Annotated in this window: 18 protein-coding genes; 15 read left to right on the forward strand and 3 right to left on the reverse strand. The window is 71.1% G+C overall.

What is annotated here, in order from left to right; translation table 11 throughout:
- Window positions 1-30 precede the first annotated feature (30 nt).
- Window positions 31-525, reverse strand: coding sequence for an Lrp/AsnC family transcriptional regulator (locus ADX84_RS20150; protein ID WP_017546759.1), 495 nt, complete (start codon window positions 523-525; stop codon window positions 31-33).
- A gap of 624 nt (window positions 526-1,149) precedes the next feature.
- Between ADX84_RS20150 and ADX84_RS20155 the strand changes: the two genes are divergently transcribed.
- The 10 genes from ADX84_RS20155 to ADX84_RS20200 all read left to right on the forward strand — a co-directional run bounded on the left by ADX84_RS20155 (window position 1,150) and on the right by ADX84_RS20200 (window position 12,196).
- On the forward strand, window positions 1,150-2,187 hold the full coding sequence (locus ADX84_RS20155) for a thiamine pyrophosphate-dependent dehydrogenase E1 component subunit alpha (protein ID WP_049577726.1): 1,038 nt from the start codon (window positions 1,150-1,152) through the stop codon (window positions 2,185-2,187).
- Complete coding sequence (locus ADX84_RS20160; protein WP_049577731.1) at window positions 2,184-3,203, forward strand: alpha-ketoacid dehydrogenase subunit beta; 1,020 nt, start codon at window positions 2,184-2,186, stop codon at window positions 3,201-3,203. The genes ADX84_RS20155 and ADX84_RS20160 overlap by 4 nt, the downstream gene beginning before the upstream one ends.
- Window positions 3,204-3,208: 5 nt before the next feature.
- Window positions 3,209-3,553, forward strand: a complete 345-nt coding sequence (locus ADX84_RS20165) for a biotin/lipoyl-containing protein (RefSeq protein ID WP_017546756.1) — start codon at window positions 3,209-3,211, stop codon at window positions 3,551-3,553.
- A gap of 169 nt (window positions 3,554-3,722) precedes the next feature.
- Complete coding sequence (locus ADX84_RS20170; RefSeq protein WP_247665772.1) at window positions 3,723-4,424, forward strand: alpha/beta fold hydrolase; 702 nt, start codon at window positions 3,723-3,725, stop codon at window positions 4,422-4,424.
- Between the two features lie 336 nt (window positions 4,425-4,760).
- On the forward strand, window positions 4,761-5,813 hold the full coding sequence (locus tag ADX84_RS20175) for a BMP family protein (RefSeq protein ID WP_049577737.1): 1,053 nt from the start codon (window positions 4,761-4,763) through the stop codon (window positions 5,811-5,813).
- 181 nt (window positions 5,814-5,994) lie between these two features.
- A complete protein-coding gene (locus ADX84_RS20180) occupies window positions 5,995-7,602 on the forward strand; it encodes an ABC transporter ATP-binding protein (RefSeq protein WP_049577740.1) in 1,608 nt (535 codons plus the stop codon).
- A 56-nt stretch (window positions 7,603-7,658) separates the two neighbouring features.
- The gene (locus ADX84_RS20185) at window positions 7,659-9,161 is read left to right on the forward strand and encodes an ABC transporter permease (RefSeq protein WP_369801126.1); all 1,503 of its coding nucleotides are present in this window, start codon (window positions 7,659-7,661) and stop codon (window positions 9,159-9,161) included.
- On the forward strand, window positions 9,158-10,417 hold the full coding sequence (locus tag ADX84_RS20190; protein ID WP_049577746.1) for an ABC transporter permease: 1,260 nt from the start codon (window positions 9,158-9,160) through the stop codon (window positions 10,415-10,417). Before ADX84_RS20185 ends, ADX84_RS20190 begins: the two co-directional genes overlap by 4 nt.
- Window positions 10,396-10,809, forward strand: coding sequence for a cytidine deaminase (locus ADX84_RS20195; RefSeq protein WP_049577748.1), 414 nt, complete (start codon window positions 10,396-10,398; stop codon window positions 10,807-10,809). Before ADX84_RS20190 ends, ADX84_RS20195 begins: the two co-directional genes overlap by 22 nt.
- 97 nt (window positions 10,810-10,906) lie before the next feature.
- Entirely contained in the window at window positions 10,907-12,196 is a 1,290-nt protein-coding gene (locus ADX84_RS20200; protein WP_049577753.1) for a thymidine phosphorylase, read from the forward strand.
- Window positions 12,197-12,236: 40 nt separating this feature from the next.
- Here the strand turns inward: ADX84_RS20200 and ADX84_RS20205 are convergent, their stop codons facing one another.
- Both ADX84_RS20205 and ADX84_RS20210 read right to left on the reverse strand, forming a co-directional pair.
- On the reverse strand, window positions 12,237-12,812 hold the full coding sequence (locus ADX84_RS20205; RefSeq protein WP_049577795.1) for a hypothetical protein: 576 nt from the start codon (window positions 12,810-12,812) through the stop codon (window positions 12,237-12,239).
- Window positions 12,813-12,891: 79 nt separating this feature from the next.
- On the reverse strand, window positions 12,892-13,416 hold the full coding sequence (locus ADX84_RS20210; RefSeq protein ID WP_049577798.1) for a hypothetical protein: 525 nt from the start codon (window positions 13,414-13,416) through the stop codon (window positions 12,892-12,894).
- Window positions 13,417-13,568: 152 nt separating this feature from the next.
- Between ADX84_RS20210 and ADX84_RS20215 the strand changes: the two genes are divergently transcribed.
- Genes ADX84_RS20215 through ADX84_RS20235 form a run of 5 tightly spaced genes read left to right on the forward strand, consistent with a single transcriptional unit; the run spans window position 13,569 to window position 20,790 of the window.
- Window positions 13,569-15,317 (forward strand): acyclic terpene utilization AtuA family protein, encoded by a 1,749-nt coding sequence (locus ADX84_RS20215; protein WP_049577802.1) that lies wholly within the window; start codon window positions 13,569-13,571, stop codon window positions 15,315-15,317.
- Window positions 15,314-16,912, forward strand: a complete 1,599-nt coding sequence (locus tag ADX84_RS20220) for an acyl-CoA carboxylase subunit beta (protein WP_049577758.1) — start codon at window positions 15,314-15,316, stop codon at window positions 16,910-16,912. The genes ADX84_RS20215 and ADX84_RS20220 overlap by 4 nt, the downstream gene beginning before the upstream one ends.
- Window positions 16,913-16,926: 14 nt before the next feature.
- Window positions 16,927-18,987, forward strand: a complete 2,061-nt coding sequence (locus ADX84_RS20225) for a biotin carboxylase N-terminal domain-containing protein (RefSeq protein ID WP_049577763.1) — start codon at window positions 16,927-16,929, stop codon at window positions 18,985-18,987.
- A gap of 8 nt (window positions 18,988-18,995) precedes the next feature.
- Window positions 18,996-20,156, forward strand: a complete 1,161-nt coding sequence (locus tag ADX84_RS20230; RefSeq protein WP_234004091.1) for an acyl-CoA dehydrogenase family protein — start codon at window positions 18,996-18,998, stop codon at window positions 20,154-20,156.
- A gap of 22 nt (window positions 20,157-20,178) precedes the next feature.
- Entirely contained in the window at window positions 20,179-20,790 is a 612-nt protein-coding gene (locus ADX84_RS20235; protein ID WP_049577772.1) for a TetR/AcrR family transcriptional regulator, read from the forward strand.
- Window positions 20,791-20,842: the final 52 nt, after the last annotated feature.

Below are 20,842 nucleotides of genomic sequence, written 5' to 3' on the forward strand. Positions count from 1 at the left end.
GTCAGGGGATGATCCGGGGGTGGGGCGGGGTCACTCGCTCCCCTCGGCGGGCTCCACGACCGGTCGGTGTACGACCTCGTCGATGACGGTGAGCGTCTGGGTGGACGTCACACCGGGGAGCGACTGGAGGCGGCTCAGGATCAGGTCGCGCAGCTGGTTGGTGTTGGCGACGCGGACCAGAAGCACGATGTCCGCCGACCCCACCACGTACCAGCAGTACTCGATCTCGGGATAGGACGAGAGGATCTCCCGGTTGGCGCGCCAGTCGGGCTGGCTGCCGGAGATGAGGACGAGCGCGGTGACGCCGAGCCCCATCTTGGAGTGGTCGGTCACCACGGAGTAGCCGCGGATGACCCCTTCGTCGGTGAGGCGCTTGATCCGGTTGTATGCAGTGGCTCGGGAGACGTTGGCCAGCGCGGCGATCTCGGTGATGCCGGTCCGGGCGTCCTTGGCGAGCGCGCTCAGAATGGTCTGGTCGGTCGTGTCCGGCCGCCGGCCGTTCCTGTGCTGTTCGCCCATGGCCATGTGCGTGCTCCTCGTGTGCTCTTGTCGCAGGGCTCGGCTCCGTGCTGTCTTCATTGACAGGAAGCTGGGAAAAACCGGTCGGGGAGATGACGGACGCACGTTCCGTGGTGCTCGGGTCGGTGTGGGGGTATCGGGGGGATTCGTGCGTGCGGACCTCTTGTGCGAACCGCCAAACGGGGGAGTGGCGGAGAAGTTCCGACTGTACTCATGGTTGACGCACGGAGTAGGTCGAGGGTTTCCCTGACTGAGCAGTAACTACACCCGAACCACCAGATTCCGCCAGAAATTCTTGTCCCGACACCCATTCTCCGCATATTTGTCGTGACTGTCCGGGCATACGACGACTCCTGTGCGTGGCTTACGGGTGTCCCTTGGGTGGGGCTGGCGGAGGGTGGTGCTGATGGTGATTCGTGATGTTTGGCACTGCGTGTCGTTTTCCCCTGTTTCGGAGGCTGAAACTTGGACATCCACGAACGAAACCAGGTCCAACGTTCTTGATCGTATCGACTGTACGGTCGTATCTAGCGAAAGTGTCCAGTAGTACGGAGAATCAAAGGCAGACCTGACCACCCCGAGCCCGGGTCGCGCCACACGCGCGCAGGGCCACGTTGGGAGCCGCTCGACATGCCAACCCCAGAGCCCACGGGCCAGGGCGCCATCACCGTGGAGCACCTGCGACCCGAACTCACCCGGGAGCTGTACCGCGCCATGCGCACCGCGCGTGACCTGGACACCGAGGCCATCGCCCTCCAGCGGCAGGGCGTCTTCCCCGCCTACGTCTCCGTCCGTGGTCAGGAGGCCGCCCAGGTGGGCAGCGCCAGCGCGCTCGACCCCACCCGCGACTTCGTCTTCCCCACCTACCGCGAGATGGCCTCCGCCCTCGCCTACGGCGTGGAGATGGTCGCCTACATGGCCACCCACCGCGCCCTGTGGCACGGCGGCCTCTACGACGTCATGGAGTCCCGCTTCGGCGCCATCAACGCGGTGGTCGGCGGCCCCGTCCCACACGCCGTGGGATGGGCGGTCGGTGAGCGGCTCCGTGGCGGAGACGGCGTCGCCATGGCCTACTTCGGCGACGGCGCCAGCTCCGAGGGCGACGTGCACGAGTCCATGAACTTCGCGGGCGTGTTCACGGCACCCGTCGTCTTCCTCTGCCAGAACAACCAGTGGGCCCTCTCGGTGCCCAACGAGCGCCAGGTCGCGGGCGGCTCCGTCGCGGCCCGCGCCGAGGGCTACGGCATGGCCGGGGTGCTCGTCGACGGCAACGACGTCGGTGCCGTGTACACCGCCACCGCCGAGGCGGTCGAGCGGGCCCGCGCGGGCGGCGGCCCCACGGTCATCGAGGCCCTCACCTACCGCGTCGAACCCCACTCCACCTCCGACGACCCCAGCCGCTACCGGGACCGCGCCGACACCGACCACTGGCGCACGCGCGACCCCCTCGACCTGCTGCGCGCCGCCATGATCGAGGCCGGGCACGACGACGAGGCCCACCTCGCCACCGTCGACGCGGAGGCCGCCAAGCGCGCCGAGGAGATCCGTGACGGGGTGGCCGAGGCCCCCGAGCCCGACGGCTCCGAACTGTTCACCCACGTCTTCCGGGAGACCACCGAGGAGCTGGCCCGGCAGCACCGCACCTGGCAGGAAGAGGTCGAGCTGTGACCGAGCTGATCGAACACACCGACGCCCCGGTCGACTCCCGAGCGGTCGAGCTTTCCATGCAGCAGGCCATCAACCGGGCCCTGCGCGTCCTGTTGGAGGAGGACCCCGAGGTCCTCGTCTTCGGTGAGGACGTCGGCGCCCTCGGCGGTGTCTTCCGCGTCACCGACGGTCTCCAGAAGGAGTTCGGCGAACAGCGCGTCTTCGACACCCCGCTGGCGGAGTCGGCGATCATGGGCATGGCGGTCGGTCTGGCGATGAACGGCTGGCGGCCGGTCCCCGAGCTCCAGTTCGACGGCTTCGCGTATCCGGCCGTCGACCAGATCGTCAACCAGGTGGCGCGCATGAACTACCGCACGCGTGGCGCCGCCCCCATGCCGATCACCCTGCGCCTGCCGTCCTTCGGCGGCATCCAGGCGCCCGAGCACCACGGGGAGAGCCTGGAGGCGCTCTTCGCGCACACCCCCGGGCTGAAGGTCGTCGCCCCCTCCGACCCCGCCGAGGCGTACAGCCTGCTGCTCCAGTCCGTGCGCTCCGACGACCCGGTCGTCTACATGGAGCCCAAGGCCCGCTACTGGGACCGCCGCCCGGTGGTGCTGAGCGAGCCCGCCGACCCCATCGGCACGAGCCGGATCGTGCGCCCCGGAAGCCACGCCACCCTCGTCGCCTGGGGTGCGATGGTGCACCGCTGCCTCCAGGTGGCCGAACTCGCCGCCGAGGACGGAGTGGACCTGGAGGTCCTCGACCTGCGCTGGCTCAAGCCCATCGACGCCGCCGGGCTGGCCGCCTCCGTGGCGCGCACCAAGCGCGCCGTGGTCGTCCACGAGGCCCCGCTCACCGCCGGGCTCGGCGCGGAGGTGGCCACCCTCATCACCGAGAACTGCTTCCGTGAGCTGGCGGCCCCGGTCCAGCGCGTCACCGGATTCGACGTGCCCTACCCGGCCGGGCCGCTGGAGCCCCAGTACCTGCCGACGATCGACCGCGTCCTGCTCGCGGTCCAGCGAACCCTGGAGTACTAGCCCCCATGGCAGAAGAGAACATCACCTTCACCCTCCCTGACCTGGGCGAGGGCCTGGTCGAGGCGACCGTCCTCGAGTGGCAGGTCGCGGTCGGGGACACGATCGGCCGCAACGACCCCCTGGTCGAGGTGGAGACCACCAAGTCCGCCGTGGTCATCCCCTCGCCCAAGGCCGGTCGCGTGGTGGAGCTGCACGCGGAGGAGGAGCAGGTGGTCCCCGTAGGCGACCCCCTGGTGACCTTCGCGGTGGAGGTCGAGGAAAGGGCGCCGCAGGCCGGGATCGTCGGACGGGTTCCCACGGAGGACGCCAAACCGCAGCGCCGGGTCCGACTCAGGCCCCCGACGAACTGAGGCCGTGACGATCGAGGGCCCGTTCGGACGTCGACACCAACGGAGCGACCCTTGGGGTCATTCTGTTTATAGGAACGTCTGAATGGGTCCTCGTTCGCTTCCAACAAATCCCCACCCGGATCGAGAACGGAAAAGATTCATGAACGCGAATCCCGTCGGAGACGTGACAATGCGTTATGCGGATTTGCCGCCGCAGACCCCCGGCGATCACCTTCCGGTGCTTCTGCTGCACGGTTTCGGTACCACGTTCGAGATGAATTGGAGCGCCGCCGGATGGCCGCGCGCGTTCGACACCGCCGGACGCCGGGTGATCGGCCCGGACCTGCGCGGGCACGGGGTCAGTGACAAGCCGACCGACAGCGGGCTCTACCTGCCCGAACACTTCGTCGCCGACCTTCTGGGTCTGCTCGACGAGCTGGACGTGGAGCGCGTCGACGTCGTCGGCTACTCGATGGGCTCCCGGATCGCCTGGGAACTCGCGCTCACCGCGCCCGAGCGGGTGCGTCGTACGGTGCTGGGCGGGTTCGGCCCGGCCGACGCCCTGGCGGGCCTGGGCGCCGCCGAACCGGGCGCGGGGGACACCCCCTTCGACCACGTGTACCGGACCGTCGCCGCGCTTCCGGGCAACGACGCCTCGGCGCTCGCCGCGTGCGCCCGCGGCCAGGCCGCCCGTCCCTTCCAGGAGGAACCGCGTCCCGAGGGCCTCCCGCCGCTCCTGGTCGCCGGAGCCAGGGACACCGTCGCCGAGGGTGCCGCCGGGCTCGCTGAGCGCTGTGGCGGGTCGTTCGTCGAGATCCCGGGTCGCGACCACGCCAACGCCGTCTCGTCGCGCGTCTTCAAGCAGGCCGTGGTGGAGTTCCTCCAGGGCTGAGTCCGCGCCCGCCAAGTGGACCAGGCCGGTCTAGACCGGATGGGGCCCAACAGGGCGAGGTCACCACAGGTGAAGGTCACGACACGGGCGGTCGCACAGCCGGATTCATCGAGAGAACAGGAGGTCAAAAACAGCGATTAGGCCGTGGGTTGCCCCGATCCGGTGTGCTCTTGGTAACTTCCCGGTAAGGCCCCGTGTCACTCTGCTCTCGCCTTCATAACAACTACGGCCGTTGGTTAGATGTACATTCGGCCAGCGGATATCGTCCGGCTGCAGAACTCAGGTCGGTCCCGCGCGGAATGCGGTCCGCTGAGAGGGCGAAGGGGAGACTTTCAAGTGAAGCGCAGCAACGCAGCCAAGTTCGCAGCGGTCGCCGCCGCGGGCGTGCTGGCACTCACCGCGTGCGACAACGCGGCCGACGACGGTGCCAGCGGCGGAGGCGACGGCGAGACCTCCTCCGACGTCAAGGTCGGCCTGGCCTACGACGTCGGCGGCCGCGGTGACCGCTCCTTCAACGACTCCGCCTACCGCGGCCTCGAGCAGGCCGCCGAGGAGCTGGGCGTGGAGACCAACGACTTCGAGCCCGCCGACGGCGAGGCCGAGTCGGCCAAGGAGGAGCGCCTGGCCACCATGGCCGAGGAGGGCTACGACGTCATCATCGCCGTGGGCTTCGCCTACGACGCCGCCGTCCAGGCCGTCGCCCCCGAGTACCCGGAGGTCGACTTCGCGATCGTCGACTCCGAGATCGAGGACATCGACAACGTCACCAGCCTCGTCTTCGCCGAGGAGCAGGCCTCCTTCCTCGCCGGTGCCGCCGCCGCCCTGACCACCGACGAGGACCACGTCGGCTACATCGGCGGTGTCGAGACCCCGCTGATCCGCAAGTTCGAGGCGGGCTACGTCGCGGGCGTCGCGCACGTCAACGAGGACATCGAGGTGGAGATCAACTACCTCAGCCAGCCGCCGGACTTCGCCGGGTTCAACGACCCCGCCCAGGGCCGTGAGGCCGCCCAGGCCCAGTACGACCGCGGCGCGGACGTCATCTACCACGCCGCCGGCGCCTCGGGCAACGGCATCCTCCAGTCCGCCGTCGACAACGAGTTCACCTTCATCGGCGTCGACAGCGACCAGTACGAGAACGCCGAGGAGGAGCAGAAGCCGTACGTGCTGACCTCCGCCATCAAGCAGGTCGACGTCTCGGTCTTCGAGCTCATCCGCTCCGCCACCGAGGGCGACGTCGAGGCCGGGATCAAGCGCTTCGACCTCAGCGAGGGCGGCGTGGACTACACGCTGACCAACGAAGAGGCCATCGCGCCCATCCAGGACCAGCTCGACGAGCTCAAGCAGCAGATCATCGACGGTGAGATCGAGGTTCCCAGCCAGCCGTAACGGCGCTGGGACACTCCACGGAGCGGGCACCGGGCCCGCTCCGTGACCTGGACGAACACGGAGCCGGAGGGGCCAGCCCCCTTCGGCTCCGCCCGGTAGCCGCACCGCGACGAAGGCGTCCCGGCCGTGGCCGATCCCAGGCCCGCCCGCGCCCCGCCGCACATTCCCACAGAGGAGTCTGATGAGCAGCACGCCATCGGGCGGCGGGTCGAACGAACCCGCCGCCGTTGAGCTGCGCGGGATCACCAAGCGTTTTCCCGGCGTCGTGGCCAACCACGACATCGACATCACCGTGGCTCCCGGTACCGTGCACGCCATCGTCGGCGAGAACGGGGCGGGCAAGTCCACGCTGATGAAGACCCTGTACGGCATGCACCGGCCGGACGAGGGCACCATCCACATCCGTGGCCAGGAGGTGCGCTTCCACTCGCCCTCCGACGCCATCAAGCACGGCATCGGCATGGTCCACCAGCACTTCATGCTGGCGGACAACCTCACCGTGCTGGAGAACGTGGTCCTGGGCGCCGAGCGCAGGCACGGCATCGGCCGCAAGGCGCGCGCACGCATCCAGGAGCTGTCCGCCCAGTACGGGCTCGGCGTCGACCCCGACCGCCTCATGGAGGACCTGGGCGTCGGCGACCGCCAGCGCGTGGAGATCCTCAAGGTGCTCTACCGGGGCGCCCGGACGATCATCCTGGACGAGCCCACCGCCGTGCTGGTGCCGCAGGAGGTCGAGGAGCTCTTCGACAACCTGCGCGTGCTCAAGCGCGAGGGCCTCACCGTCATCTTCATCTCGCACAAGCTCGACGAGGTCCTGTCGGTCGCGGACGAGATCACCGTCATCCGGCGCGGCACCACGGTGGCCACCGCCGATCCGCGCACCACCTCGGCCCGCCAGCTGGCCACGCTCATGGTCGGCGGGGAACTGCCCGTCCCCGAGCTGCGCGAGTCCACCGTCACCGACAGGGTCGTGCTCGCCCTGTCCGGGGTCACCGTGCTCTCCTCCGAGGGCCGACCGGTGGTCGACGACGTCACCCTGGACATCCGCGAGGGCGAGATCGTCGGCATCGCCGGGGTCGAGGGCAACGGCCAGTCCGAGCTCATCGAGGCCATCATGGGGATGCGCCGGGCCACCTCCGGCACCATCAACCTCGAAGGGCGTGACACCACCGAGTGGTCCACGCTGCGCATCCGCGAGGCCGGGGTCGGCTACATCCCCGAGGACCGCCACCGGCACGGCATCCTCCTGGAGTCCCCGCTCTGGGAGAACCGCATCCTCGGCCACCAGACCCGTGAGCCCAGCGTCAACGGCGCCTGGATCAACCGGGCCGGTGCCCGAGCCGACTCCGAGCGCATCGTCGGAGAGTACGACGTGCGCACCCCCAACATCGACGTCATCGCCGACGCGCTGTCCGGGGGCAACCAGCAGAAGTTCATCATCGGCCGGGAGATGAGCGGGAACCCTCGCTTCCTGGTCGCCGCCCACCCGACCCGAGGCGTGGACGTGGGCGCGCAGTCGGCCATCTGGGAGCAGCTGCGCGAGGCGCGCGCCGCCGGGCTGGCCGTGCTGCTGATCTCCGCCGACCTCGACGAGCTCATCGGCATGTCCGACACACTCCACGTCATCCTGCGCGGCCGCCTGGTCGCGGAGGCCGACCCGACCAGCGTCACCCCCGAACAACTCGGCTCCGCCATGACCGGCGCCGGACTGGACGGCTCGGACGCGCACACGGAAGGTGACAGCGGTGCTGAGGGCGCCCATCGTAACGAGAGCGAGGGCGGCGCGTGACTGACACCGGACGCCGTACCGTCGCGGCACCGATCGTGATCCTCCTCGCGGTCCTCATGGGCGGCCTGGTCACCGCCGTGCTGGACCTGTTCCTCCTGTGGTGGGCGGCGCTCATCATCGGAGTCACCCTCGCCTTCGCCCTCGTGGCCGTGCTCGCCCCGATGACCCCCGACCGGGGCCGGGTGGGCGCCGACGGCACCAAGGAGGAGGGCACGCCCCTCCACAACGTGCTCGTCCTCCCGATGGCCCTGGTGCTGTCGGTCGTGGGCGGCCTGGTCGCCGCGTGGATGCTGGACCTCTCGCTGATCGAGCCCGCCGCGGCCGCGTTGGGCGCGGTGATCGGCTCGCTGCTCGCGTTCGTGCTCTTCCACCGCCTCGCGGCGATGATGGCGCTGTCCTTCGCCGCCGTCCTGACGGCGGGCGTGATCGCGATCGGCGTCACCGCCGCCGTCCTGTACTTCAGCGGCATCGCGCCGCTGCCCACCTTCGAGCGGATGCTGGAGTACGGCACCCGGCCCAACAGCCTGGTGCAGATCATCAACGACAGCACCACCTACTACCTGGCCGCCGTGGCCGTGGCGATCGGCTTCAAGATGAAGCTGTTCAACATCGGTGTGGACGGCCAGTACCGGCTCGCGGCCCTGCTGGCCGCCGCCGTCGGCGGGTACCTGGTGCTGCCCCCGGTGCTCAGCCAGTTCGTGGTCATCCTCACCGCCGTGGCCGTGGGCGGTCTGTGGGCGGGCATCGCGGGCTACCTCAAGGTCGCCCGGGGCGTGTCCGAGGTGATCTCCACGATCATGCTCAACGCGATCGCCACCGGCATCACCGCCTACCTGCTGACCGAGGGCCGCCTCGCGGTCGAGATCAGCACCAACAACATCGGTACCCCGCCCATCCCCGAGTCGGGCTGGGTCCCGGGCATCCCGGCGACCTTCCTCGGCTCGGACCGGGAGATCTACGGTCTGATCCTGCTGTCCGTCGCCGTGGGCATCGGGTACTGGATCATGCTCAACCGCACGCGGTTCGGCTTCGAGCTGCGGGCCACCGGCCAGTCGCAGTCGGCGGCCGAGGCCAGCGGCGTGAACGTGAAGAAGATGGTCTTCCTGTCCATGCTCTTCTCGGGCATGGTCGCCGGTCTGGTGGGTCTGCCGCAGTTGCTCGGCAACTCCCACTACTACGCCCTGGACTTCCCGACGGGGATCGGCTTCATCGGCATCGCGATCGCGCTGCTGGGCCGCAACCACCCCGTGGGCATCGTCTTCGCCTCCCTGTTCTGGGCCTTCCTGACCCAGGCGGCGGGCATCCTGCCCTTCGACGGCATTCCGCAGGAGATCGCCGTCATCGCACAGGCCACCATCGTCCTCACGGTCGTCGTGGTCTACGAGGTCGTGCACCGCTGGGGCCGCCGCTACCAGCAGCAGCAGATCGGCAGGCAGCTCGGCCGTACGACCGAGTCCACCCCGGAGCCCGCCGCCGTGTCCGACGGCGGCGCCTCCGACGGTGCCGTCACCGAGGACACCGACGGCACCGACGACAAGCGCGGCGGGGAGGCAAAGTGAGCCAGGAACTCAACGTGATGGAGCCGGTGACCAAGCGGTCCCGGCCCCGGGGATGGGCGCGCTGGCGCGTCCTCACCCTGCTGATGGCGGTCTTCGTGTCGCTGGCGGGTCTGCGCGTCATCACCGGTCAGGACATGCTGACCGACGCGGGCACCGTCCGCACCACGCTGACCTTCGCGGTCCCGATCGGTCTGGCCGCCCTCGGCGGTCTGTGGGCCGAGCGCGCGGGCATCATCAACATCGGCCTCGAAGGCATGATGATCTTCGGGACGTGGTTCGGCGCCTACTTCGCATGGAGCTTCAACGACCCGTGGATCGGCCTGCTGGCCGGAACCCTGGGCGGCATGCTCGGCGGCCTGATCCACGCGGTGGCCACCGTGACCTTCGCGGTGGACCACATCGTGTCCGGTGTGGCGATCAACATCCTCGCCCTGGGCGCCATGCGCTACCTGTCGATCCTGGTCTACTCCGACATCCCCGGCGCGGGTGCGGCCCAGTCCCCGTCGGCGCCGTCGTTCCCGACCCTGAACCTGCCGTGGCTTCCCGAGGCGCTCGCCCCGGTCGCCCAGAGCGGCATCTTCCTGGTCAGCGACCTGGCGGCGCTGGTCATCGGGCTCACGACCAGGATGTCCGCGCTGACACTCATCGCCATCCTGCTGGTCCCGATCAGCTACCTGGTGCTGTGGAAGACCACCTTCGGCCTGCGGCTGCGCTCGGTGGGTGAGAACCCCGACGCCGCCGAGTCCCTCGGCGTGCCGGTGTACACGCTCAAGTACGTCGCCGTGGTCATCTCCGGTGGTCTGGCCGGTATGGGCGGCGTGTTCCTCGCGATCGTCGCCTCCCAGATCTACCAGGAGGGGCAGACCGGCGGTCGCGGGTACATCGGTCTGGCCGCGATGATCTTCGGTAACTGGCGGCCGGGAGGCCTGGCCATGGGCGCGACCCTGTTCGGCTACACCGACGCGCTCCAGCTGCGCGGCGGCGGCGCTGCCATCCACGCGCTGCTGCTGCTCCTGGCCGTGGTCCTGCTCGTGGTGGCCGTGTGGCAGGTGCGCAAGGACCGCAAGGGCATCGCCGTGGCGGGTTTCCTCGCCGCGGTCGTCCTGCTCTTCTGGTACTTCAGCACCGACTCGCTGCCGCGTGAGCTGGCGACCTACAGCCCGCACATCGCCACGCTGCTGGTGCTCTCGCTGGCCTCGCAACGGCTGCGAGCACCCGCCGGGATCGGAAAACAGTGGAGGGCGAGCAGGTCATGACCGACGCGGAAGTGGACTGGGAGGCCCTTCGGGAGACCGCCCGGGAGGCCATGGGCCGCGCCTACGCGCCCTACTCGAACTACCCGGTGGGAGCGGCGGCGCTGGTCGACGACGGCCGGGTGGTGAGCGGCTGCAACGTGGAGAACGCCTCCTACGGTGTGGGCCTGTGTGCCGAGTGCGGTCTGGTCAGCGCCCTGCACGCCTCCGGCGGCGGTCGGCTGGTGGCCTTCGCCTGCGTGGACGGTCGGGGCCTGGCCCTGATGCCGTGCGGGCGCTGCCGTCAGCTCCTGTACGAACACGGCGGGCCGGACCTGCTGGTGGACACGCCGGAGGGCATCCTGCCCATGGAGCGCGTGCTGCCCCAGGCCTTCGGACCGCACAACCTCGCCTGACGGGCGGAGCACCATCGGTCGTCTCCCCGGTCGCCGGTCCACGGCGGCCGGGGAGACGTCTTTTCGCACCACCTCTTCACGACGGAAGGAACATGACATGGACGTCATCGAGATCATCCGCGCCAAGCGCGACGGGGGACGGCTCTCCCCGGAGCAGATCGACTGGGTGATCGGGGCCTACACCCGTGGTGAGGTGGCCGAGGAGCAGATGGCGGCGCTGGCGATGGCGATCTTCCTGCGCGGCATGGACCGCGCTGAGGTGAGCCGCTGGACCGAGGCGATGCTCTCCTCCGGCGACCGGCTGGACTTCACCGACCTGGCCAGGCCCACCACGGACAAGCACTCCACCGGGGGTGTGGGCGACAAGATCACCCTTCCGCTCACCCCCACCGTGGCGGCCTGCGGCGCCGCCGTCCCTCAGCTGTCCGGGCGCGGACTCGGACACACCGGCGGCACCCTCGACAAGCTGGAGTCCGTCCCCGGGTGGCGGGCGTCGCTGTCCACCGAGGAGATGCGCAAGGTCATCACCGACACCGGCGGGGTGATCTGCGCGGCCGGGAGCGGGCTCGCCCCGGCCGACCGCAAGCTGTACGCGCTGCGCGACGTCACGGGCACGGTGGAGTCCATCCCGCTGATCGCGGCCTCCATCATGAGCAAGAAGCTCGCGGAGGGCACGAGCGCCCTGGTCCTGGACGTCAAGGTGGGTTCGGGCGCGTTCATGAAGGACACCGCCTCCGCCCGCGAGCTGGCCCGCACCATGGTGGATATCGGCAACGACCACGGCGTGCGCACGGTTGCGCTGCTCACCGACATGGCCACGCCCCTGGGCCGCCAGGTCGGCAACGCGCTGGAGGTCGCGGAGTCGGTGGAGGTGCTCTCGGGGGGCGGCCCCGCCGACGTCGTCGAACTCACCGTGGCGCTGGCACGCGAGATGCTGGCCGCCGCCGGAATGACTCCTGGTGAGAAGGGGGTGAAGGACCCGGCCGAGGCGCTGCGCGACGGCAGCGCGCTGGAGTCGTGGAAGGCGCTGGTGCGTGCCCAGGGCGGCGACCCGGACGCGCCGCTGCCGGTGGCGGCCGAACGCCGCACCGTGCTGGCCCCGGAGACCGGTGTGGTCACGCGGCTGGACGCCTACCAGGTGGGTCTGGCCGCCTGGCGTCTGGGCGCCGGCCGGGCCCGCAAGGAGGACGACGTCTCCTTCGGCGCCGGGGTCACCCTGCACGCCAAGCCGGGCGAGGCGGTCGCGGCGGGCGAACCCCTGTTCACCCTGCACGCGGACGAGCCCGAACGCTTCGACCGCGCCGCCCAGGCGCTCGAGGGCGCCTTCGACATCGGCGGCGCGGCCGAGTGGAAGCCGGGCCCGCTGGTCATCGATCGGGTCTCCTGACCCGGTGTCCCCCGGAGCGGGATGACCCGGGAAACACGCCCTAGTTCGGCATGGGGGGCATCATCTGCTGCGGGGCGGCGTCCGGCACCAGCAGGAACGCGGCGGCGGCGACGAGGACGAACAGGAAACCGACCACAGTCGTCGCCGTGGCGGTCCAGCGCGCCCACGGGCTGCTGCCCCGGTTGAGCAGGGCCAGCGCCAGGGTCGAGGCGAGCACGGTGAGCAGGGACACCGCTCCGCCCATCCAGAGCTGGGCCTCGATCGAGCGGACCTGCCCGGCGTCGATGGGCTGGCCCCCGAGCATGATCATGCTGGTGAGGAGCTCCAGCAGCTGGCCGGAGAAGATGGTGACCGCGAGCAGGGCAAGGCCCACGATGCTGAGGGTCTCGGTGGAGAAGGCGCCGCCGGGTCGGGGCTCGGCCTCGGTGACCTCGAACTCGTGTTCGTGGTCGTGACCGGTCTCCTCATCGGCGAGGCCGTCCTCCGCGGAGTCGGCGGCATCCGTCGCGCCGGGGTTCTCGGCGGGGTACCCCGGCTCGAACTTCGGCTGCGGCGAGCCCTCGCCGGAGCTCGTGGTGTTCTCGGGTTTGTCGTTGTCTTCCGGTGCGGTACTCACGCGGCCAACGTACCCGCGCATCGGGATAAGCGGGACCTAAGAATCACCTGCTCAGACCAGGGATACCGCCAATTTCCGGTCAGCCGGCGGGCGCGGGGGCGGTCAGCAGCACGTACGACAGCACGGTCAGCACGATGAGCAGGATCCCGACCAGCACGGTGCCGGCTGCCAGGTGGCGGACCCACGGGTGGGTCTCGGGGCCCGACCGGAACAGTGCCACCGCCGAGCACAGGACGGCCAGCGCCGAGAACAGTCCGGCGCCGGTGAGTTCGCCCTGGACCGCCGCTCCGAGGGTGCCCTTGGCGCCGATCAGGGTCTGCGTGTTGAAGATCCCGACCAGCTGGGTGGACAGCAGTGTGGTGGCCAGCATGATGAGCCCGGCCACGCTGAAGGTCCCGGCGCCGAACAGGGAGTCGCGGTGCGGGGCGGGCTGACCCTGGAGGAAGGCCTCGGAGGCGGGTGAGGGCTCCGTGGTCGCGGATGTCCCGGGTGTCTCGGGGGACTCCGTGGTGGGGGAGGTCTCGGGAGTCTCGGGAGTCTCGGGGGACTCCGAGGCCTCGTCGGGGGTGCTGGGGGACGCGGTGTCTTCTGAGGAGGTACTCACGCGCGCCAAAATACCCCTCCTCTGTCCCGATTCGCTGCGCCGTAACCGGTCGACTGCGGCCGGTTCCGGCCATTTCGCCCGAGGAGGTCGTTCAGGGGAAAAACAATCACGGGTGCTTGTTCTTTTCTGTGTCCGGTGTCACCCTCTTTCCCATGACCGCTACAGCAGCCCCCCCTCTGCGGATCGGGAACGCCTCCGGCTTCTACGGCGACCGCCTCGCGGCCGTGCACGAGATGCTCACCGAAGGCCCCGTCGACGTGCTCACCGGCGACTACCTGGCCGAACTCACGATGGCCATCCTCGGTCGGGACCAGTTGGCCGACCCGAGCCGGGGCTATGCCCGCACCTTCCTGCGGCAGATGCGCGAGTGCCTGGCCACCGTCATGGAACGCCGGGTCCGCGTGGTCACCAACGCGGGCGGCCTCAACCCACGGGGGCTGGCCGACCGCCTCACCGAGCTCGCCGACGGCCTCGGCTTCGAGCCCCGCATCGCCTGCGTCACCGGTGACGACCTGCTGCACCGAGCCGAGGAACTCAACCTGGGCACCCCCCTCACAGCCAACGCCTACCTGGGGGCCTTCGGTATCGCCCGGTGCCTGGACGCGGGGGCCGACATCGTCGTCACCGGGCGCGTCACCGACGCCTCGCTGACGGTCGGCCCCGCCGTCTCCCACTTCGGCTGGGCCCGGGACGACCTCGACGCCCTCGCGGGAGCCACCGTCGCCGGGCACGTGATCGAGTGCGGTACCCAGGCCACCGGCGGCAACTACGCCCTGCCGCGCGAACTCGCCGGACACGACCTGGACCACCCCGGGTTCCCGATCGCCGAGATCGCCGCCGACGGCACCTCGGTCATCACCAAGCACCCCGGCTCAGGCGGCGCGGTCACCACGGGCACCGTCACCGCGCAGCTCGTCTACGAGATCCGGGGCGCCCGCTACCCCGGACCCGACGTCACCACCCGCCTGGACACCGTCCGGCTCGACCAGGAGAAGCGGGACCGGGTGCGGATCAGCGGAGCCATCGGGGAGGACCCGCCACCGGACCTCAAGGTCGGCCTGACCGGCATCAGCGGCTTCCGCAACGAGGTCGAGTTCCTCGTCACCGGCCTGGACGCCGAGGAGAAGGCGGCCCTGGCCGAACGCCAGACGCGCGCCGCCCTGGCCCACCGGGGCCCCGCCGACCTTCGGTTCGAGTTCGTCCCCGCCCTCGACCCCCACGGCGACACCCAGGACGACGCCACCGCGCGCCTGCGCGTGGTCGCCCGTGACCACGACCCCGCCGTCATCGGCCGCCGCTTCGGCGCCGCAGCCGTGGAGCTGGCGCTCTCCAGCTACGCCGGGTTCCACATCACCGCGCCGCCCCGCGACGCCCGGCCGGACGGGGTCACCGTCACCCACGCGCTGGTCCCAGCCGCCGAGGTCGAGCACACCGTCATCACCCCCGAAGGCGGACGTGAGCAGGTACCGCACACCGTCCGCACCAGGGCGCTCACGGAGGTGCCCGAACCCCCGCTCCCCGCGCCCCCTCCCGGCGGACCCACCAGGCTGGCCCCGCTCGGCCTGGTCCTGGGCGCGCGCAGCGGCGACAAGGGAGCCGACGCCAACGTGGGCGTGTGGGCTCCCTCGGACGAGGCCTGGCGCTGGCTGGCGCACACCCTCACCGCCGACACACTGCGCGAACTGCTGCCGGAGACCGCCGACCTCCGGGTCACCCGCCACCTGCTCCCCGGCCTGCGGGCCGCCAACTTCTGGATCGAGGGGATACTCGCGCCCGGCACCGCCCGCCGCGAGGGCCTGGACCCCCAGGCCAAGGGGCTCGGTGAGTGGCTGCGCGCCCGCCGCCTCCCCGTCCCCGAGTCCCTGCTGCCCGAGACCCCGCTGCCCGAGGAGGGCCCGTGAGCGTTCTGACCTCCCGACTCGACACCCGGGGCCCGGCCTACGCCGAGGCACGGGAGACCATGCTCGCCAAGCTGGCCGAGCTCGACACCGAACACGCCAAGGCGCTGGCCGGGGGCGGTGAACGCTACGTGCAGCGGCACCGCGCCAGGGGCGGTCTGCTGGCCCGGGAACGGATCGAACTCCTCCTGGACGAGGGCAGCCCCTTCCTCGAACTCTCCCCCCTGGCCGCGTGGGGCAGTGACTTCCACGTGGGCGCCAGCGTGGTCACCGGGGTGGGCGTGGTCTCGGGCGTGGAGTGCGTGATCGTCGCCAACGACCCCACCGTGCGCGGCGGCTCCAGCAATCCCTGGAGCCTGCGCAAATCCCAACGGGCCGGGGAGATCGCCGAACGCAACCGGATGCCCATGATCAGCCTCGTGGAGTCGGGCGGCGCCGACCTGCCCACCCAGAAGGAGATCTTCATCCCCGGCGGCGGCACCTTCCGCCACCTCACCCGGCTCTCCGCCTCCGGGATCCCCACCATCGCCCTGGTCTTCGGCAACTCCACCGCCGGAGGCGCCTACGTCCCGGGGATGAGCGACCACGTGGTCATGGTCCGGGACCGGTCCAAGGTCTTCCTCGGCGGGCCCCCGCTGGTCAAGGCCGCCACCGGTGAGGAGAGCGACGACGAGTCCCTGGGCGGCGCGCGCATGCACGCCGAGGTCTCCGGACTCGCCGACCACCTGGCCGAGGACGAGCACGACGCGATCCGCGTCGGCCGCCGTATCGTGGCCCGCCTCAACCACGCCAAGGACGGTCCCGCCCCCGCCCGCGAGGTACGCGAACCCCTGTTGCCCGCCGAGGAACTCCTGGGGATCATGCCGCCCGACCTCAAGGTCCCGGTGGACCCGCGCGAGGTGATCGCCCGTGTGGTGGACGGCTCGGAGTTCGACGAGTTCAAACCCTCCTACGGCCCCGGCCTCGTCACCGGCTGGGCCACCCTGCACGGGTACCCGGTCGGACTCCTGGCCAACGACAACGGCGTGCTGTTCAGCGCCGAGTCACAGAAGGCCACCCAGTTCATCCAGCTCGCCAACCGGTCGAACACCCCGCTGGTGTTCCTGCACAACACCACCGGCTACATGGTGGGCGCCGAGTACGAGCAGGGCGGGATCATCAAGCACGGCTCGATGATGATCAACGCCGTCTCCAACAGCACCGTCCCGCACTTCTCGGTGCTCATCGGAGCCTCCTACGGAGCGGGGCACTACGGCATGTGCGGGCGCGCGTACGACCCCCGCTTCCTCTTCTCCTGGCCCAGCGCCCGCTCCGCCGTCATGGGACCCAAGCAGCTGGCCGAGGTCGTGTCGATCGTCTCGCGCGCCTCGGCCGCCAAGAAGGGCCAGCCCTACGACGACGACCAGGACGCGGCCATGCGCGAGCTGGTGGAGAACCAGATCGAGGCCGAGTCCCTGCCGATGTTCCTCTCCGGCCGGGTCTACGACGACGGCGTCATCGACCCCCGCGACACCCGCACCGTCCTCGGGCTGTGCCTGTCCTTCGCCAGCAACGCACCGGTACGCGGCACCGACCGCTTCGGTGTCTTCCGAATGTGAGAAGGGGAAGGCCCATGACCCCCACAAGCCACACCACACCCACACATCCCATCAGCACGCTGCTCGTCGCCAACCGGGGCGAGATCGCCCGCCGCGTCATCCGCACCTGCCGGACCCTGGGCGTGGCCACCGTCGCCGTACACGCCCCCGGCGAGGAGGACGCCGCGCACGTGCGCGAGGCCGACACCGCCGTACGCCTGCCCGTCCCCGAGGGGCGCGGCCCCGTCGACGCCTACCTCGACCCCGGCGCGCTCGTGGCCGCCGCGCGCACCGCCGGAGCCGACGCCGTCCACCCCGGCTACGGCTTCCTCTCCGAGAACGCCGACTTCGCGCGTGCGGTCACCGACGCCGGACTCACCTGGGTCGGACCCTCCGCCGAGGCCGTCGAGCAGATGGGTTCCAAGACCCTCGCCAAGAAGGTCGCCCGCGACGCCGGGGTGCCGGTCGCCGACGCCCTCGACCCCGCCGACGTGCGCGCCGAACACCTGCCCGTCCTGGTCAAGGCGGTGTCCGGGGGAGGCGGACGCGGCATGCGCGTGGTCCGCGACCTCGGCTCCCTCACGGAGGAGGCCGGGGCCGCCCGCGCCGAGGCGGCCTCCGCGTTCGGGGACCCGGCGGTGTTCTGTGAGCCCTACGTGGAACGCGGCCGTCACGTGGAGGTGCAGATCCTCGCCGACCACCACGGCACGGTCTGGGTGCTGGGCGAACGCGACTGCTCGGCCCAGCGCCGCCACCAGAAGGTGCTGGAGGAGGCACCCGCCCCGGGGCTGTCCGAGGAGGTCCGCCAGCGGCTGCACCGGGCCGCCCGCGACCTCGCCGCCGCCATCGGCTACACGGGGGCCGGAACGGCCGAGTTCCTGGTCCCGGTCACGGACGAGGGCCTGGGTGAGCCGGTGTTCCTGGAGATGAACACCCGCCTCCAGGTGGAGCACCCCGTCACCGAGTGCGTCACCGGACTGGACCTGGTGGAGTGGCAGCTGCGGATCGCGGAGGGCGAGCCGCTGCCCGGCACCGGGCCGCCCGCCCCGCGCGGCCACGCCGTGGAGGCCCGCCTGTACGCCGAGGACCCCGGTGACGACTGGCGGCCCCGCACCGGCACGCTGCACGCCTTCGACGTCCCTGCCGCGGGCCTCTCCTTCGTTCCGCTCACCGCGCCCGGGGTACGCCTCGACCACGGGGTGGAGACCGGTGACACGGTGGGAACCGACTTCGACCCCATGTTGGCCAAGGTCATCGCCTACGGCCACGACCGCCGGGACGCCCTCCGCCGCCTGTCCGCCGCCCTGGCACAGGCGCGTCTGCACGGGGTGGGCACGAACCGGGACCTGCTCGTCCGCGCCCTGCGCCACCCGGACCTCACGCACGCCGAGACCGGTCCCGAACGACTGCACACCGGCTTTTTGACCGGCGACCGGCTCACCGACCTCGCCCGCCCCCTCGCCGACCCGGCCACGGAGGAGCTGGCCGCGCTCGCCGCCTCCCTGGCCTCGGTCGAGGCGGCGAGGGGGAACGGCGTCCTCCCTCCGGGCGTCCCGGCCGGATGGCGCAACCTGCCCTCCGCCCCGCACCGGCGCCGACACACCACGCCCTTGGGCCGCGAGACCACCTCGTCCTTCCGGTCCGTGCGCGGTGCCCACCTGCCCGAACGCGAGGACGTCCGGGTGCTCTCCGCGACGCCGGATCGGGTGGTGCTGGAAGTGGACGGTCTGCGACGCGCCTTCGACGTGTACGGCCCCCACCCCGGCGGCGCGGACGTGTACGTGGAGTCCGCCCTGGGCTCGGTCACCCTCACACCCGTCGATCCGCTCCCCGCACCCGAACCCACCGTCGATCCCGGCGCCCTGCCCGCGCCCCTGCCCGGAACAGTCACCGCCGTGGACGTCGCGGTGGGGGACCGGGTCCACGAGGGGCAGACCCTGCTGCGCATGGAGGCGATGAAGATGGAGCACCGCGTCACCGCTCCCGCCGCCGGGACCGTCCGGGAACTCCCCGTCGCCGCGGGGGACCGGGTCCCCGCCGGGGCCCCGCTGGCCGTCCTCGACCACACCGACAACGACGAAGGGCCTGATCAGTGACCGGTGCCATGACCTTCAACGAACCGCCCGAGCGCGTCGAACTCCGGGCCGCCGTCGCCGACCTCGCGGCCAAGTACGGCTCCGAGTACTACCGTGCCAAGGCCAGGGAGGGCTCCTACCTCACGGAACTGTGGAAGGAGGCGGGCGACCTCGGATACCTCGGCGTCAACGTCCCCGAGGATTACGGCGGCGGGGGCGGCGGCATCGGCGACCTGGCAGCCGTCCTGGAGGAGTTCAGCGCGGCGGGCTGCCCCACCCTGATGATGGTGGTCTCCCCGGCCATCTGCGGCACCGTCCTGGCCCGCTTCGGCACCCCCGAACAGCGTGGCCGACTGCTGCCCGGGCTGGCCAGCGGCGAGTCCATCATGGCCTTCGCCATCACCGAACCCGACGCCGGATCCAACTCCCACCGCATCACCACCACCGCGCGCCGCGACGGCGACGGCTGGGTGCTCAACGGACAGAAGACCTTCATCTCGGGGGTGGACGTCGCCGACGCCGTCCTCGTGGTCGGACGCGTCCAGGACGAGGACACCGGCCGCCTCTCCGCAGCGCTGTTCGTCGTCCCCACCGGAACCCCGGGGTTCACGGCCCAGCGCATCGAGATGGACCTGGTCAGCCCCGACCACCAGTACCAGCTGTTCCTGGACGACGTCCGGCTGCCCGCCGACGCGCTGGTCGGAGACCCCGAGGCCGGACTCCTCCAGCTCTTCGCCGGGCTCAACCCCGAACGCATCATGGCCGCCTCCCTGGCCACCGGCAGCGCGCGCCACGCCCTCGACAAGGCCGTCGCCTACGCCAAGGAACGCACCGTGTGGCGCGACCAGCCCATCGGCTCCCACCAGGGGCTGGCCCACCCGCTGGCGCAGGTGAAGATCGAGATGGAGCAGGCCCGGCTGATGACCCAGCACGCGGCGCTCCGCTACGATTCCGGCGACGACGCGGGCGCCGGGGAGGCCGCCAACATGGCCAAGTACGCCGCCGCCGAGGCGTGTGTTCGATCGGTGGACCAGGCCGTGCAGACCCTCGGGGGCAACGGCCTGGCCAGCGGGTACGGTCTGGGCTCGGCCATCGCCGCCGCCCGGCTGGCCCGGATCGCGCCGGTGAGCCGGGAGATGGTCCTCAACTACGTGGCCCAGCAGTCCCTCGGGCTGCCCAAGTCGTACTGACACGGGAGAGAAGGGGCGCGCAGTGGGCACGGCATCCGACCGGGAGCCGAGACAGGAACGCAGCCGGGCCACGCGGGCCCGGCTGCTCGACGCGGCCGTGGAGTGCCTGGCGGAACGCGGCGTGGCCGGAGCCACCGTGGGCGCGGTCGCCCAGCGCGCCGGGGTGTCCCGGGGCGCCGCGCAGCACCACTTCCCGACCCGTGAGGACCTCCTCCTCGCCGCGCTGCGGCACATGGTGGACGCTCGCGGGGCCGAGCTGCGCCGCCGCGCCGAGGCGGTTCCGGAGGGGCCGGGCCGCACCGAGGCCGTCGTGCAGATGGTGGTGGACGCCTTCAGCGGCACCGGCTTCAACGCCGCCCTCCAGCTGTGGGCCGGGGCCGCCAGCGATCCCGCGCTGCGTGCGCGAGTCATCCCCCTGGAGGAACAGGTGGGGCGGGAGGTGCACCGCGCGGCCGTGGAACTGCTGGGCGCCGACGAGTCCGTGTCCGGAACGCGGGAGGCGGTCCAGGCCACCCTGGACCTCGCCCGGGGGCTGGGCCTGGCCAACCTCCTCACCGACGACGGACCCCGTCGGCGCCGGGTCGTCCGCCAGTGGGCGGCCATGCTCGACCAGGCCCTGGAGACCGTCGGCTGAACCCCGGACGGCTGTCCGTCCGGGTTGCCGATCAGCACGCGGGTGACCCCGT

This window comes from Nocardiopsis sp. SBT366, from assembly GCF_001083815.1.
GTDB lineage: Bacteria > Actinomycetota > Actinomycetes > Streptosporangiales > Streptosporangiaceae > Nocardiopsis > Nocardiopsis prasina.